General features: G+C 65.8%; 14 protein-coding genes and 1 tRNA gene. 6 read left to right on the forward strand and 9 right to left on the reverse strand.

Going from position 1 to position 15775, the window contains the following annotated elements; all coding sequences use genetic code 11:
* Nucleotides 1-11 precede the first annotated feature (11 nt).
* Together JKL46_RS28115 and JKL46_RS28120 are read right to left on the reverse strand one after the other, a co-directional pair.
* Nucleotides 12-734, reverse strand: a complete 723-nt coding sequence (locus JKL46_RS28115) for a maleate cis-trans isomerase family protein (RefSeq protein WP_246529581.1) — start codon at nt 732-734, stop codon at nt 12-14.
* A 50-nt stretch (nt 735-784) separates the two neighbouring features.
* Entirely contained in the window at nt 785-2377 is a 1593-nt protein-coding gene (locus tag JKL46_RS28120; protein ID WP_210381496.1) for an ABC transporter substrate-binding protein, read from the reverse strand.
* A gap of 166 nt (nt 2378-2543) precedes the next feature.
* Here JKL46_RS28120 and JKL46_RS28125 point away from each other — a divergent pair, with 166 nt between their 5' ends.
* Nucleotides 2544-3527 carry a LysR family transcriptional regulator gene (locus JKL46_RS28125; protein ID WP_201839636.1) on the forward strand — a complete coding sequence of 328 codons (984 nt, stop codon included), beginning with the start codon at nt 2544-2546 and terminating at the stop codon, nt 3525-3527.
* A 161-nt stretch (nt 3528-3688) separates the two neighbouring features.
* Here the strand turns inward: JKL46_RS28125 and JKL46_RS28130 are convergent.
* The 5 genes from JKL46_RS28130 to hemC all read right to left on the reverse strand — a co-directional run bounded on the left by JKL46_RS28130 (nt 3689) and on the right by hemC (nt 8888).
* Nucleotides 3689-3764, reverse strand: a tRNA-Thr gene (locus tag JKL46_RS28130).
* 81 nt (nt 3765-3845) lie between these two features.
* Nucleotides 3846-5456 carry a heme biosynthesis protein HemY gene (locus JKL46_RS28135; protein ID WP_201839638.1) on the reverse strand — a complete coding sequence of 537 codons (1611 nt, stop codon included), beginning with the start codon at nt 5454-5456 and terminating at the stop codon, nt 3846-3848.
* 15 nt (nt 5457-5471) lie between these two features.
* A complete protein-coding gene (locus tag JKL46_RS36670) occupies nt 5472-7148 on the reverse strand; it encodes a mitofilin family membrane protein (RefSeq protein WP_201839640.1) in 1677 nt (558 codons plus the stop codon).
* Nucleotides 7149-7266: 118 nt separating this feature from the next.
* Nucleotides 7267-7962: a uroporphyrinogen-III synthase gene (locus JKL46_RS28145; protein ID WP_201839647.1), complete on the reverse strand. Its 696-nt coding sequence runs from the start codon at nt 7960-7962 to the stop codon at nt 7267-7269.
* Nucleotides 7962-8888 carry a hydroxymethylbilane synthase gene (gene hemC / locus JKL46_RS28150; protein ID WP_201839673.1) on the reverse strand — a complete coding sequence of 309 codons (927 nt, stop codon included), beginning with the start codon at nt 8886-8888 and terminating at the stop codon, nt 7962-7964. The genes JKL46_RS28145 and hemC overlap by 1 nt, the downstream gene beginning before the upstream one ends.
* 121 nt (nt 8889-9009) lie before the next feature.
* Here hemC and tsaD point away from each other — a divergent pair, with 121 nt between their 5' ends.
* The 4 genes from tsaD to JKL46_RS28170 are packed head-to-tail and all read left to right on the forward strand — an operon-like array spanning nt 9010 to nt 12100.
* On the forward strand, nt 9010-10065 hold the full coding sequence (gene tsaD, locus JKL46_RS28155; protein WP_201839687.1) for a tRNA (adenosine(37)-N6)-threonylcarbamoyltransferase complex transferase subunit TsaD: 1056 nt from the start codon (nt 9010-9012) through the stop codon (nt 10063-10065).
* Nucleotides 10065-10637, forward strand: coding sequence for a GNAT family N-acetyltransferase (locus JKL46_RS28160; RefSeq protein WP_201839690.1), 573 nt, complete (start codon nt 10065-10067; stop codon nt 10635-10637). The genes tsaD and JKL46_RS28160 overlap by 1 nt, the downstream gene beginning before the upstream one ends.
* A 16-nt stretch (nt 10638-10653) precedes the next feature.
* A complete protein-coding gene (locus JKL46_RS28165; protein ID WP_201839693.1) occupies nt 10654-11637 on the forward strand; it encodes an NAD(P)H-dependent glycerol-3-phosphate dehydrogenase in 984 nt (327 codons plus the stop codon).
* A 49-nt stretch (nt 11638-11686) separates the two neighbouring features.
* On the forward strand, nt 11687-12100 hold the full coding sequence (locus JKL46_RS28170; RefSeq protein WP_201839702.1) for an EVE domain-containing protein: 414 nt from the start codon (nt 11687-11689) through the stop codon (nt 12098-12100).
* Here JKL46_RS28170 and JKL46_RS28175 read toward each other — a convergent pair.
* Both JKL46_RS28175 and JKL46_RS28180 read right to left on the reverse strand, forming a co-directional pair.
* Nucleotides 12097-12855, reverse strand: a complete 759-nt coding sequence (locus JKL46_RS28175) for a Crp/Fnr family transcriptional regulator (RefSeq protein ID WP_201839712.1) — start codon at nt 12853-12855, stop codon at nt 12097-12099. The two genes, JKL46_RS28170 and JKL46_RS28175, sit on opposite strands and share 4 nt — an antisense overlap.
* Before the next feature lie 76 nt (nt 12856-12931).
* The gene (locus JKL46_RS28180; RefSeq protein ID WP_201839724.1) at nt 12932-13387 is read right to left on the reverse strand and encodes a nuclear transport factor 2 family protein; all 456 of its coding nucleotides are present in this window, start codon (nt 13385-13387) and stop codon (nt 12932-12934) included.
* 256 nt (nt 13388-13643) lie between these two features.
* Here JKL46_RS28180 and acs point away from each other — a divergent pair, with 256 nt between their 5' ends.
* The gene (acs, locus tag JKL46_RS28185; protein WP_201839736.1) at nt 13644-15602 is read left to right on the forward strand and encodes an acetate--CoA ligase; all 1959 of its coding nucleotides are present in this window, start codon (nt 13644-13646) and stop codon (nt 15600-15602) included.
* Nucleotides 15603-15775 lie beyond the last annotated feature (173 nt).

The raw sequence follows: 15775 nt of genomic DNA on the forward strand, positions 1-15775 counted from the left end.
ATGAGCTGAACTCAGGCTACGGTCCAAAGCTTCCCGAGATTGGGAATCTGGTCGGACAGCCCGCAGGCCCGCAGAGCGCGCCAGAGCGTCGCCTGATTGCTCGACACGACAGGGGTGCGCGTGTCCATTTCCAGGTAAGGCAGCGTCGCGAAGGTGCGATAGGTGCCGCATGAGATGAGAATCGCGTCGGCCTTGCCTGCTTCCTTGAGCGCCTGCTTACCGAGCCTATAGGCACTATCGGCATCATGAACGCTGGCCTCGAACGGGTCCGTGATCTGGAGCCCGATCATCGACTTTACGGAGAAGCCGTAGGCCTCCATGTAATTGGCCATCTTCCGGTTGACCTCATCGGAATAGATGGTTGCGACGGCCACGGTCTTGGCACCGAGCGCTCTCAAGGCGTCCATCTGGGCGCCCATCATGGTGATGGCGGGAATGCCGGTGGTTTCCTGAATCTGGGAGCAGACCTCTTCGTCGTGGCCCGGACCCCGCAGGAAGGTCCCCGGTGCGCCGCATTGGACGATCAGATCGACTTTGGCGGTCGCAAGCTGGCGTGCAGCTTCGAGCACTTGGCTCATCATGACCTTCAGGCCTTCGTCGTCGACACGCGGCACGATCGTGCGCGCATCGGCGAACGCGACTCCGACAGGTGCAACGCTACGCCACTCTTCGGCACCCTCGATTGCAGTGGCAGGCCTCATCTGGCCAATTCGTGCGCGCCAACCCAGCATCATGTGACAGACTCCTTTTTGAATTCCGGAAAGAACGTCGGACGAGCGGGATGTCAGCGCACCCCGATCCTCGAATAGTCGAAGAAGACGGAGCGGGCCGGAACGACGCCCGTGACACGAGCGCGGAGAATTCGCGGCAGCTTGTCCTGATAGAGGAAGATCCAGGGAGCATCCTTCGCGATCAGATCCGCGGCCTGACGATAAAGGTCGTTCCGCTTGGCCTCATCGGCTTCCGATCGGGCCGATGTGAAGAGAGCGTCAACTTCGGGATTGTTGTACCAGCCGCGATTCACGCCGCTTGGCGGTTGCTGCGAACCGCTGAACATGCGCTCCAGCCAATAGGTGCTGTCAGCGCCGGTGGTCCATCCGTTGAAGGAGCCCTGCACATCATCCTTGTAGCCGGGGCCCTCGGTGGTCACGAGTGTCGCGAACTCCAGGAATTGCGGCTGCAGGTTGATGCCGACGGCTTTCAGATCCTGCTGCAGCAGCGCGATGATCTGGGCGGCCTGTCCAAAGCCGGGCCCGCTGTTCGGCGCCAGGAGCTTGAGAACAACCGGCGTTGAGATTCCGGCCGCGCTCAGAAGCTCCTTCGCTTTCGTAGGATCGTAGCGGTATGGGTTGGCCGTCCGGTCGCGGGGCAATTCATTGCCGAGGGGAACGGGTCCCATTGCGGGAGTAACCTGACCGTCGAGCAGCGCTGCCAGGCTGTCGCGGTTGACTGCATGATTGAGTGCCTGGCGGAACAACGGGTTCTTGGTCAACTCGGAGCGGGCGTTCAGGCGCACGAAATATTGGTTGGCAGGCTCGGGATACTGAACCTGCAAGCTCGGATCGACCTTGAGCTGAGCGACCTGCTGCGAACTCGCGCTCGGAATGATGTCGATCTGACCCGTCTGCATCCCGATCGCCATGGCGGTTGGATCGGTGACCGGACGGATGACGATCTGATCGACCCCGGGCTTGTGACCCCAATAGGAAGCGTTGCGAGCCAGGTTGAGTTGCTGGCCCTGCTGGAATGCCTGAAGCGTGAAAGGTCCCGTGCCGACAGGGCGAAGACCGAGTTGATCGCCCTTGTTCTGCTCGAGCGCGCTGGGGCTGACGATGCTGGCGCGGCGATCGCTCAACAGGCGCGGCAACCCGGAGAAAGGCTCCTTGAGAATAATCTGGAACGTCGATGCATCGACAGCCGACGTGCTTTTGATCCACCTCGTCAGGAACGTCATGTTCCCGCCGGCACGCGTGTCGTATACGGGCGAGTCCTTGTCCATCATGCGGCTGAAGTTCAGCTGCACCGCGGCTGCATCGAGGGGCTTTCCATCGTGGAACGTGACACCTTGGCGAAGCTTCAGCGTATAGGTGAGGCCGTCCGGCGATACGGACCAGGACTCGGCAAGGGCTCCCACCAGCTCGGGCGCGACCTCGGTCGGCTTGCTCAGGTCTTCGCGAATGAGCGGGTCGAAGATGGCATCGATCACTCTGAGACCGGGCGTCCCGGTCATGCGGTGTGGATCGAGCGGCGGCACGGCGCCTTCGGATCCGATCACGATCGCCGCTGCAGAAGCCGAGGTGGACAATCCTACCGGCGCCAACAATAACGCAGACGCTAAAGCAACCGCCGTGCGGCGGGCAGTCAGATAATTCAGCATCTCGATTCCCTCTTCCGAGCGGAACGTCTGCGGTCGACTTGCTGAACGCCGCGCTCCGTTGGCTTCGATGAAACTTGACGCCGGCGAATTATTCAAATTGAAATGTTTGGAGGATTAATAAGAGATATTTATTAATCGGTCGTCGCAGTATTCGATTGGAGGCACGATGCACAAAACACCGACTTCAAGCGAAACGAATGTGCATCCGCATGTCAGCTATAATGTAACGATCAAGCATCTGCGGGCATTCCTAAGCCTCGCTCAGCATCGCAGCTTTACGCGGGCTGCCATCGCGCTTCATGCATCACAGCCGTCGTTGACGATGATCATCCAGCAACTGGAAGACATCGTCGGATGCAGCCTGTTCGACCGAACCACCCGCAATGTTCTTTTGACCCCCGAAGGAGAAGATTTTCTCCCGGTCGCGGAGCGCCTCATCGTCGATTTCGATCTCGCCCTCGAGAACATCCGCGTCACGGCATCTGCGCGAAAAGGGCGGGTTGGCATCGCCGTCGTCCATTCGGTTGCAACGCGGATCATCCCGCGCGTTCTCGGTGGGCTCCTGTCCGAATATCCGGGCCTTCATGTGCAGCTTCGCGACGGCAACTCGGCGGATGTCCGCCGCCGTGTGAGGCAGAACGAAGTCGATTTCGGTTTCGGGAGCAAGGACGAAGAAGACACTGATCTCGATTTCCGCCCCCTGTTTCGCGATCAGATGGGACTTCTCGCGCGCAACGATCACCCGCTGATCAAGTCCAAGAAGGCGCTGAAATGGGCTGATTTGAATGGGTATGACTTCGTCGGTCTGACATCAGACACCGCAACCGGACCGATCATTCGCCAGATCTCCCATCTTCCTCAATCCGTGATCGCTCCCCGGTTCGAAGTTTCGACCAATACGACCTTGTGGGCTCTCCTCGAGAGCGGGATCGGCATAACAACGGCCCCGGCCCTGTCGATCGAGAACAGCCGAAACCAGACTCTGCGCTTCCGGGCTCTCAATGACCCGACCGCATGGCGTCACGTCTACGTCATTTCCCGACGAGGGCGCACCTTGACGCCGATGGCGATGGAGATCATGCGGCGCGTCAGGGCTGAGGTCGCTGCGATTGCAAGCAAGCATCAGCTCATTGAGGCGGGCACCCCGTAATTCCGCCGGACGCTGTTGTCTGAACGCGAAGGCTCGCGGCGGATTGAGGCGCCTCGTCTCAACGGGACGCAATGCGCCGGGACAGATCCCGGGAAGCCCGCGTTTCCGATCTTCGATTTTTAGGAACCGGCATCTCGAAGCATCGGCAGAGAGCCGGGAGATGGTGCCGCAAGAGGGATTCGAACCCCCGACCCCCTCATTACGAATGAGGTGCTCTACCAGCTGAGCTATTGCGGCATCGCAATCCTGCGATCCGAGAGGCCGCCCTCTTACCCTCTCACCTGGCGCTTGGCAAGGGAGGGTAAGGGACTAACGGCTCTACCAGACCGAAAAAGCGCTGCGGCGCGCGGCCGCCTCTTTCTCCGGCTTCGGCACGTCCGGCGGTGTGGCCGGGAAGACCACCGGCTCGGGCGGCGGCGGACCTGCACCCTCCTTCGCGGGCTCGTTCATGACTTCCCTCACGGCCTCGACCTGGACCTCGTGCTCGTCCACGGAGGCCGCCGGAGAAGGCGGCGCGACTGGCTCGGCGATCGGTTCAATCGAAGTCGTGACGACGGGTTCTCGCGCCGGAGGGATGGGCAGCGGCTTCGGCTCGTCGTCGAGATCGGCGGTCACGTCGTCGTGCAGGGTGAGTTCGGGTGCGATCAGAACGTCCGGCGGCGCCTGCCAGACGAAGGCATCGAGGCGCCCGGTCACAGGCGAGATCGGCGCCCAATGGTCCGAGACGACCCCGTCGGCGATCCAGGCCGGATCGCGCGGCGCGCGGGTGGCGCGGGCGAGCCATTCGCGGCCCTTGCCGGTGGAGCCGTGCTCGGCCTGCTCCAGATCGGACATGATGAGGCAGACGCGCATGGTCGGCCGATCCTGCAGGAGCGGCTCGAGCGCGTCGCGGGCGCGGTCGAATTCCCGCGCTTCGAGGGCGGAGCGGGCAACCGCAAGGCGTCCCTCCGGCGCATGGCTGGACAGGCGGGCGAGGGTGTCGGCGCGCCTGAGCCGGTCGAGCCCGGAATCGCCGGGCCTAAGATTGAGATAGACCTCCGCCAGATCGGGATGCGGCTGGCTGCGCCAGGCGGCCTCGACCACCTTGGCAGCGCGGCGCAGATCGCCTTTACGCGAGAGGAGCCGGCCGGCAAGCGCCGCCGCCGGCACGAGGTCGGGGGCGAGCTTCACTGCGTCCTGAGCGCTGCGGAGCGCGCCGTCCGGATCATGGTCGACCCGCTCCAGGGCATCCGCGGTGAGCAGGACCGCACGATGGCGCCGGGCCGTCGCCTTGTCGAGCAGGCCAAGGGAGGTGCGCCGCTCGACCGTCTCCAGGGCGCCGCGCCAGTCGTGATCGGCACAGCGCGCCTCGAGCACCGCATCGCTCGCCCAGGCGGCGGCCGGCGCGAGCCGCACGGCCTCGGAGGCATATTGCTGGGCGGATGGAATATCGCCCCGCCGCCGTGCCTCGACGAAAAGACCGCGCAGGCCCAGCACCCGGGTCTCGTCCTCCTCCATCATCTGCGTGAAGGCGGCCTCGGCGGCCTCGCGGTTGCCGGAGACCTGGGCGGCCTGGGCCTTCAACAACAGGGTCAGGGGCTCCCGCCCCAGAAGGCGCTCGGCCTCGTTGGCATAACGCCGGGCGGCGATGGTGTCGCCGGCACCGACGGCGACCATGCCGCGGGAGACCGCCTGGTAGCCCCGCGACCGGCGCCGCGCCCGCGAGGCGAAGGTCATCCGGGAGGGAAGCTGGAGCAGGCCCGTCACCAGGGACCAGAGCAGGGCGAGGGCCAGGGCGAGACCCGCCAGCGCGATGGCGGCCACCGCCATCGACATCTGGATCTCGTAGCCGCCGAAGGTGATCAGAACCGTGCCCGGTCGGTCGGCCAGCCAGACCGCGCCGAAGGCCGCGACGCAGAGAAGACCGATGAAGACAAGTGCGCGCCACATGCTGGGCAGATCCTTTTATTGCGTCGTACGGTTGAGGGTGGCGAGAGCGTCAGTGGAAACGGCCTGGGCTGCCTGCTGCGCCTGCGCCACCGCCTTGACCTGCCGGCCCCAATCCTCCGAAAGCCGCCGCGAGGGCTCGGGCAGTGCCTCCCACGCGGTGGCCGCCTCCGCCACGTCGCCCCGCTCCAGGGCCTGCCGGATGCGTGCGACGAGAGCCGGGGTGCCCGTCGAGCCGGGCTCGTTCACCGGCCTGACGGTCACGACCCGGTCCGCCATGCGCAGGATTCGGTCGGCCCAGCCCTCGGCCGGGCCGCGACTCTCGCGCAGGATCGCCGTCTCGACGGGCTCGAAGCTTTTTGCCAGGGCCGCAGCGGTGGGTGCGCCGGAGCCTGCGAAGGGTTCGAGCGCCGCGATGCGGGCCGGATCGGTGCCGGCCTTGCGGACGCCATCGAGCACCTCCGCATAAGGCGCGCCGTTGTGCAGGGCATCGTTCAGGCGACCCGCCAGGACGACCCGGGTTCCGGTCTGGCCCATATTCTCGGCATTGCGGGCGTTCTCGGCCGCCTGCTGCGACAGGGCCGCGATCCGCTGCTCCTGTTCACCAAAGCGGCGCTCCGTGTCGGTGAACCGGCGCTCGAAATCGGTGAAGCGTCGCTCAGCCTCACTGACGCGGCGGTCCTGGTCGGCGAAGCGCCGGTCGAGATCCGCGACGCGGCCGTCGAGCCCCTGCGCGGCATTGGCGGCTTTGGTCGCACTGTCGGCATTGGTGCGGACCTGGCCTTCCAGGCCCGAAATGCGATTGCCGAGATCGGTGAGCGCCGCCTCGTTCTGGGGCGCGGGGGCCGGGGCCTCGGGCGCCGGGCGATTCAGGGCCTCCTGCGCCTGCCGGGCCGCCTGCTCGGCGGATCCCTGCACGGCCTGGAGCCGCTGGTTGAGTTCGCCTCTCGCGGTCTCCAGGGTCTGGACCCGCTCCGAGAGCGCCTGGATATTGCCCTGGACAGGGCCAGGCGGACCCGGCTGCCGCACGGCGCCGATGCGTTGTTCGAGCTGCGCCAGGCGCAGTTCCACCGGCTGGCTGTCGCCGGGCGCCCCCTGCATGGCCTGCAATCCATAGAGGAGCCCGGCGCCGATGACGCCGCCGAGCAGACCGGCCCCGATCAGGGCGCCGGCGGAACCGCGCCGCTCAGGGGGAGGAGGCGGAGATACGGTTTCCTCGCGCGATGTGGAAGCTTCCTGGAAAGAGCTATCGGATGACGTGGCATCCGACCTGATAGCCTCCTCGGCGGAGGCGCCAAGGGGAAGCGTGTCGGTGCCGATGCCGGAATCGAGGGTCGCCTGCTGCGACGCCGCCAGATCCTCGGCCGTCTGCTCGCTGCCGCCGAGAGTGGTCTCATCGGGCTTCACATCCGGCGTTTCACTCACTGGGATCGGATCCGGCGAGAGAGCTGCCGCCGCAATCGTGTCCGGCCCGGTCTGATCCGGTCCGAGAGTATCCTTTCCGAGTGTGTCCATTCCAAAGGTGTCCGGCCCAAGGGTGTCCTTTCCCAGCGTCTCCCGGGCCTCGGCGCTCGGGCTTGTCGGCGGGGCTGCTCCGTCGTCGATCACGGAGGCTTTCAGGTCGATGGTCGCCGGCTCGCGCGAGTGCTTCTTGCGGGAGGATTTCGGACGTCGGGGATCGGATGAATCGGTCACGGGTCACTCTTGCTCGGGGCGAAATTGTCAAACGGTCAATGTGATCGGCAATTGAGGCAAGCTTGGGCGCAGCGTTTCGTTCCTTCTCTCGAACCTGATCGGCATTCGCCGGCGGATGTTACGGGAGACGATCGAGAAGCGCGAGAAGCGCGTCCTCAGAGGGATCGTCCGCCACGAGGGTTGCGGCGCCGGTCGAAGCCAGGGGCGCGGCCACGTCGGCCGACAGGCAAAGATGGGGGAAAGTCCGGAGTTCGGATGCGAGACCCGCCTCCCCCGCCAGCCGGACGACGAGATCCGCGCTCCGTCGGGAATAATGGAGCGCGGCGCCGATTTGGCCAGAGCGCAGCGCCTCGATGGCGCTCTCCGGCAGGCTTTCGAGGGCTTTCGCCTCGTAGGCCTCCCATTGAATCACGGTGAAGCCTGCGGCGCGCAAGGACGAAGCCGGCTCCTCCTTGTGATGGCGCGCCGTCACGTGGAGAAGCGCGAGGCCGGACCGCAGATGTCCGCGAATCAGCCGCGACAGGGACACCGCGTCGCCCTCCGCGACGGTCACATCGGCAAATCCTCGCATGCGAACCGCCTCCGCCGTATGCTCGCCAACGGCGAAGACGGGCTTCTTCCGGTCGAGATCAGTAAGGGCATCCGCCGCATGGGCGCTCGTGACGATGAGCGCATCGTAGCGCGCCTCGGGCGCGGGATCTCCCGTCGCAACGATTCGGGTGACCGGCGCAAGGCATGCCGCGTGACCGAGCGCCGCCAGCCTCCCGGCGGTGCGCTCCGCGTCATCGGGCGAGCGGGTGACGAGAATCTGCATCAGGCTTTGAGAAAGTCGGACGGCATGCGCGCGCGCAGCTCGCTTCCCGCCTCGCGCCCGAGCGCCGCAGCATTGTCCGGCGAACCGCGGCGAACGACCTCCAGGCTCTCGGAGCCGTCGGGACGCAGCACGAGGCCGCGGATTTCGAGCTCGCCGCCGACGAGACGGGCATGGCCCGCGATGGGGGTGCGGCAGGAACCGTCGAGAACGGTGAGGAAGGCCCGCTCGGCGGCGAGCGCATGGCCGGTGGCGAGATCGAGAATGGGTTGAAGCGCCTCGCGCACCCGCGCATCCTCCGCGCGAATCGCGATGGCGATGGCCCCCTGCCCTACGGCGGGGAGGAAATCGTCCGTTTCGAGCACCGTCGTCACGTGATCCGTCAAACCGAGCCGCCGCAAGCCCGCCAGGGCGAGGAGCGTCGCATCGACCTCGCCGCGCTCTAACTTGGCGAGGCGCGTCTGCACGTTGCCGCGCAGCAGCGTGACCTGAAGGTCCGGCCGCAGGCGGCGCACCTGCGCCTGACGACGCAGGGAGGCCGAGCCGACGACGGCGCCTTGCGGCAGGTCGGCGAGACTCTTGAAGCGATGGCTGATGAAGGCGTCGCGCACATCCTCGCGCGGCAGGAAGCCGGCAATGACGATGCCGTCCGGCAGGCCCGTCGGCAGATCCTTGGCGGAATGGACGGCGAAATCGATGGAGCCGTCGAGCAGCGCGATGTCGAGTTCCTTGGTGAAGAGCCCCTTGCCGCCAGCCTCGGAGAGGGGCCGGTCCTGGATGGCATCGCCCGTGGTCTTGATGATCGACAGGGGCAGGTGCTCGACGCCCCAGCCATGGGCGGCGACCAGCCGATCCTGCGTCTCGTGGGCCTGCGCGAGGGCGAGCGGGCTTCCCCGCGTACCGATGACCAGGGTGGGTGAAGAGGCCATTCTGCCAGCGTACTCCTGTCTTGCGCGCTATGGGTTTGATCTTATGCGGCGCGGCGGACTATAGGGGGAGGAGCGCCGGGCCGAAAGCCCGGACGATCCCTTAATCGAGCGGCCCGAGATCATGCGCATTCTAGGCATCGAGACCACCTGCGACGAGACCGCCTCCGCCGTGGTCGGAGTAGGCTTCGACGGACGCGGCGAGATCCTCTCCAACGAGGTGCTGAGCCAGATCGCCGAGCACGCCCGCTATGGCGGCGTGGTGCCCGAGATCGCGGCGCGCGCCCATGTGGAGGTGATCGACCGGCTCGTCGCCCGCGCCCTCAAGAACGCGAACTGCACCGTGAAGGACATCGACGGCATCGCGGTCGCGGCCGGTCCGGGCCTGATCGGCGGCGTGCTGGTGGGGCTCACCACCGCCAAGGCCATCGCGCTCGTGACCCGCAAGCCTCTCATGGCGGTGAACCATCTCGAAGCCCATGCGCTGACCGCGCGCCTCACCGACGGCATCGGCTTCCCCTATCTGCTGCTGCTCGCCTCCGGCGGCCACACCCAGCTCGTAGCCGTGCGCGGCGTCGGCGATTACGTGCGCCTCGGCACCACCATCGACGATGCCATCGGCGAAGCCTTCGACAAGGTCGCCAAGATGCTGGGCTTAGGCTATCCCGGCGGGCCGCACGTGGAAAACGAGGCCGCCAAGGGGAACCCCGAGCGCTTCGCCTTCCCGCGCCCGATGCAGGGCCGGGCGGAGCCGAATTTTTCCCTGTCCGGCCTCAAGACCGCGGTGCGGATCGAGGCGGAAAAAATCGCGCCGTTGACGGCGAGCGACATCGCCGATCTCTGCGCGAGCTTCCAGGCCGCCATCGTCGACGTGGTGGTCGACCGCACTCGCGTGGCGTTGCGCGGCTTTCGCGAGATCGCGGGCCATCCGACCGCCCTCGTGGTGGCGGGCGGCGTCGCGGCGAACCAGGGCATGCGCCTGGGGCTGCAGCGCCTCGCGGTGGAAGCGGGCCTCAAGCTCGTCGCGCCGCCGGTGGCCTTGTGCGGCGACAACGGCGCCATGATCGCCTGGGCCGGCCTCGAACGCATGCGCCTCGGCCTCATCGACGATATCGGCGCCCCCGCCCGCGCCCGCTGGCCCCTCGACACCAGCCGCGACGAGGCGGGAGCGAAGGCCTGATGCGGCCCTGCCCCGACCGGATCCGCACCGAGCGGCTGATTCTGCGCCGCTGGACCGAGGAGGATATCGCGCGCTACGCGGCGCTCCAGGCGGATCCGGATGTACGGCGTTACTTTCCCGGCACGATGCCGACCGAAAAGGGCGAGGCCGACGGGAGGCTCCATGCCGCGGGCTTCGAGCGCCACGGCTTCGACCAATGGGTGGTGGAGCTTCCGGGCATCTCGGCGTTCATCGGCATTGCGGGCCTGAGACGGATTCAGCGCGAGATGCCCTTCGAGCCGAGAGTCGATGTGGGCTGGCATTTCCTGCCGGCCTATTGGGGCAAGGGCTATGCCACGGAAGCCGGCCGCGCCGCGCTTCACGATGTCTTCTCGCGGACCGACCTGCCGCAGGTCGTCGCCTATACCGCGCGCCTCAACGAGCCGTCCCGGAGCGTGATGCGCCGGCTCGGCATGACGCACGATCCGGCGGAGGATTTCGACCATCCGTCCGTTCCCGAAGACAATCCGCTGCGCCGGCACGTGCTCTACCGGATCTCGCGGCAGGCTTTCGGCATGGCCACTCCATCATGAACGGGAGCATCGGCGCATGGGTCTGATCGGAATCGCCGGAGCGGGAGCCTGGGGAACGGCATTGGCCAATGCCGCAGCCATTGCCGGCAACGATGTGGTGCTGTGGATGCGCTCGCCCGAACAGGCCGCGGCGCTGGCGGCGACGCGCAGCAACGAGCGTTTCCTGCCGGGCGTTCCGCTGCATGAGCGCATCCGCGCCACTGCGGATCTCAAGGAACTCGGTGCCACCGAGGCCGTGCTTCTCGTCACGCCCGCGCAGACCACGCGGGAGATGGCGGCGGCCCTTGCATCCGTTCTGCCCGCTTCAGCGCCGCTGGTGCTCTGCGCCAAGGGCATCGAGCGCGCAAGCGGCGCCTTTCTCTGCGATGTGGCGGAAGAGGCGCGACCGGGCTCGGCCATCGCCGTGCTCTCCGGCCCCAGCTTCGCCGACGACGTGGCGCGCGGCCTGCCCACCGCCGTGACGCTCGCCTGCCGCGATGCGGCGCTGGCCGAGACGCTTGCGACGGCGCTATCCGGCCCGACTTTGCGCGTCTATCACCGAGGCGACGTGCGCGGGGTCGAGATCGGGGGGGCTGCCAAGAACGTGCTCGCCATCGCCTGCGGCGCGGTGGCGGGAAAAGGTCTCGGCGAAAGCGCCAAGGCGGCCCTCATCGCCCGCGGCTTCGCGGAGCTTCTGCGCTTCGCCCGCGCCTATGGCGGGGAGGCGGAAACGCTGATGGGCCTCTCCGGCCTCGGCGATCTGGTGCTCACCTGCTCCTCGGCTCATTCCCGCAACTTCGCCTTCGGCCAGCGCCTCGGGCAGGGCATGGGCGTCGAGGAGGCGGCCGGCGGCAAGCTGGTGGAAGGGGCAGCCACCGCGAGCGCCCTCGTGGTGCTGGCGCGTGCGAAGGGCGTCGACATGCCGATCGCGGAAGCGGTCGACCAGATTCTTTCCGGTGCATGGACGCTCGATCAAGCGGTCGATGCGCTGATGAACCGTCCGATCAAGTCCGAGCATTGAAGCGAAACCCGAAGAGGATTTCGCGAAACGAATGAAGGGGCAAATACGAATGGCGCACTGGCTCTACAAATCCGAACCTTCCACCTGGTCCTGGGACGCCCAGGTCGCGGAAGGCAAGAAGGGCACGCACTGGAACGGGGTGCGCAACCACGTCGCCAAGCAGAACCTGATGGCGATGAAGAAGGGCGAGCAGGGCTTCTTCTACCATTCCAACGAGGGCAAGGCCGTCGTCGGCATCGTCGAGGTGATCAAGGAATACTACCCTGATCACACGGACGAGACCGGCAAGTTCGGCATGGTCGACATCAAGGCCGTAAAACCCCTCCCGAAGCCGGTGACTCTCGAGGACATCAAGAAGGAACTGAGGCTCAAGGACATGATCCTCGTCAACAATTCCCGCCTCTCGGTGCAGCCGGTGACCGACGAGGAATGGAAACTCATCTGCAAGATGGGCGGGCTTTAAGAATCGGAGCCGATCAGCCTGGACGACGGCGGATGAGGATACGTGCCGGGCAGCAGACGGTGGTAGATCCGGCGAATCCGGCCGTAGCATTCACAGGCTGTCTCTTCGAGACCTGCCCGGTCGATCACGGTGATGCCGCCGCGACTCTGGCGGATCAGTCCCGCCTCCTGCAAGGTACGGGCGACCGTGCTGACGGTGGAACGTTGCACCCCGAGCATTTCGGACAGGAATTCGTGCGTCAGGGACAGGGCGTCCTGATCGGCACGGTCGTGCATGCTCAGGATCCAGCGGCAGCAGCGCGCCTCGACCGGATGGACGGCATTGCAGGAGACCGTTTGAAAAGTCTGCGCGAGAAGGGCTTCACTGTAGTTCCGGATCAGTTGGCGCACTCCGGGACGGGTGTTGCGGATCTCGTCGAAGCGCTCGAGGGATATCTTGGAGGCGGAGCCGGCCATCTGCACGATATAGCGCCCGAACGCTCTGTGGCTGACCTGCGCGCTTAAAAGGCCGAGGACCCCCTCGCTTCCGAACACCGCCACTTCCGTGGTGGTGCCGTCCTTCATGACGTTCACCAGCGAGACGATGGCGTCATGGGGGAAATAGGCGTGGCTGACCTCGTCCTCCATCTCATAGAGGATCTGCTTGAGGGGTAGATCGACCAGCACGAGATGGGCTTCGAGGCACGCAAAATCCTCAGCCTCCAAAGCGGCCAGGAGCCGATTGGCGCGGTGATCGGCATGGAGCGACTCGGCCATGGCGATTGCGACACCTCGCCTGAGACAACGCTGAGCGGGCCGGATTGTCTCAGGGCGGACTCGAAAAACCTCTCGGTTACTCTTCCGTCGTCCGGTCCAGGAGTCGCTCGGGAATAGGCCGTGACGGAGATTCCCTGTCCCAGGCCTGGGATGCGATCTGCCACGCGCCCTCGTTCTTGACGAGGAGCAGCATCTCGACGCCGCGATGCACGTCCACACCGTTTTCGGTCATTTCGCAGACGGCCACCGCGACCGCAACATTGCCGAAGATGTGGATCCTGGTTCCCAGCACCCGCTCCTCGAAGGAGCGCAGTTTTGCTCCCGCGAGCCCCTTCATCCGTTCGATGAATGACTCCACTGTCTGGCGGCCGGCTGGTCGGGCGGCGGGATAGAGTGACGCCTCGGGGAAGAAATCAGCCGCAAACCGATCCCCGTCGGCTGACGTTCCAGGCGTCCAGCTGAGGCTCGCGAACTGCCGGGCAATGACGGCTTCGATAGCCCGAACATCATCTAGGTGCGTGCCGGCCTCCATGGTGCATCCCCGTCCTCTGGCTGGATGGGATCCAGCATGCGCCTGGCGCGGCGAGAGGAAAAGCACCCGGACATCATGCGGGAATGGGATTGAATTTCAGTTTTGAACGATCCCTCCTCGCCAGGACGCTTTTGTGCAGCGCACCCTCCGAAAGGAGCAAAGACCAAAGTCCGATCCCCGCCCCGCTTGCTTAGGCCCTCTCTCTTTCCTTAAACCTAGACCTAAATTCATCAGGCAAGCGTCTGGGAGAACCGCCATGGAAGAGAAGATCTACGACGTTCCGTCCGAGTGGAGCCACCGCGCCTATCTGGACGATGCGGGCTACCGGGCGAAGTACGAGGCTTCCATCCGGAACCCGGACGCCTTCTGGGCCGAGGAGGCCAAGCGCATCCACTGGTTCAAGGCTCCGACCCGGATCAAGAACACCAATTTCGGTCCCGGCAACGTCGCGATCCGCTGGTTCGAGGACGGTATCACGAACGTCGCCTATAACTGCGTCGACCGGCATCTCCACACGAGGGGCGACCAGGTCGCGATCATCTGGGAGGGCGACGACCCGGCCGAGTCGAAGAAGATCACTTATCGGGAGCTTCACGACGAGGTCTGCCGCATGGCCAACATCATGCGCAACCGCGGCGTCGAGAAGGGCGACCGGGTCACGATCTACATGCCGATGATCCCGGAAGCGGCCTATGCCATGCTCGCCTGCGCCCGGCTCGGGGCGATCCATTCGGTGGTGTTCGGCGGCTTCTCGCCGGATTCGCTCGCAAGCCGCATCCAGGATGCGAAATCCGCCTTCATCATCACCGCCGACGAGGGCCTGCGCGGCGGCCGGAAGGTTCCGCTGAAGGTGAACGTGGACGCGGCCATCGAGCGCGTCGGCGCCGGCGTCGTCGACCATGTGCTCGTCGTGCGCCGCACCGGATCTGCCGTCAACATGGTGCCCGGCCGCGACGTCTATTACGACGAGGCGGCGGAACTCGTCTCGACCGAATGCCCCTACGAGGAAATGAACGCGGAGGATCCGCTCTTCATCCTCTATACCTCGGGGAGCACCGGCACGCCGAAGGGCGTGCTGCACACCACCGGCGGCTATCTCGTCTATGCGGCGATGACGCATCAGTACGTCTTCGACTACCACGACGGCGACATCTACTGGTGCACCGCCGATGTGGGCTGGGTGACCGGCCATTCCTACATCCTCTACGGGCCGCTCGCCAACGGCGCCACGACCCTGATGTTCGAGGGCGTGCCGACCTATCCCTCGATCTCCCGCTTCTGGGAGGTGATCGACAAGCATAAGGTCAACATCTTCTACACCGCGCCAACCGCGATCCGCTCGCTGATGCAAGCGGGCGAGGAGCCGGTGAAGAAGACCTCGCGCAAGTCGCTGCGGCTGTTGGGGAGCGTCGGCGAGCCGATCAATCCGGAAGCCTGGGAATGGTACCACCGCGTCGTCGGCGACGACCGCTGCCCGATCGTCGACACCTGGTGGCAGACCGAGACCGGCGGCATCCTGATCACGCCGCTGCCCGGCGCGACGAAGCTCAAGCCCGGCTCCGCCACGCGCCCCTTCTTCGGCGTGAAGCCGGAGGTGGTCGATTCGGAGGGCAAGGTGCTCGACGGCGCCGCGGAGGGCAATCTGGTGATCGCCGATTCCTGGCCGGGCCAGATGCGCACGGTCTATGGCGACCATGAGCGCTTCGTGCAGACCTATTTCTCGACCTATCCCGGAAAATACTTCACCGGCGACGGCTGCAGGCGGGATGCGGACGGCTATTACTGGATCACCGGCCGCGTCGACGACGTGATCAACGTGTCGGGCCACCGCATGGGCACGGCGGAAGTCGAATCCGCCCTCGTCGCGCATCCGAAGGTGTCGGAAGCGGCGGTGGTCGGCTATCCGCACGACATCAAGGGCCAGGGCATCTACGCCTATGTCACCCTGATGGCGGGCGAGGAGCCGTCGGAGGATCTGCGCAAGGAGCTGGTGGCCTGGGTGCGCAAGGAGATCGGCCCGATCGCCTCGCCAGACCTGATCCAGTTCGCGCCCGGCCTGCCCAAGACCCGCTCCGGCAAGATCATGCGCCGCATCCTGCGCAAGATCGCCGAGGACGAGTTCGGCTCGCTGGGCGACACCTCGACGCTGGCCGACCCCGCCGTCGTCGACGACCTCATCACCAACAGGCAGAACAAGCGCATTCAGGCGGCTTGAACTCGTCGCTCGTTATGGTGCCTCTTCACCTCTCCCTGAGGGAGAGGTCGGACCGGAGGTCCGGGTGAGGGGTGAGCGTCTTCTCAGGATAGACCTGTAACCCCTTGTAACTTCCCTGCTGCCGGATCGGGTATAGTTCCTGGTGCGGCGGCGGGCAGCAGACCGTCAACCCC

The organism is Microvirga zambiensis WSM3693 (assembly GCF_016735695.1).
Lineage (GTDB): Bacteria > Pseudomonadota > Alphaproteobacteria > Rhizobiales > Beijerinckiaceae > Microvirga > Microvirga zambiensis.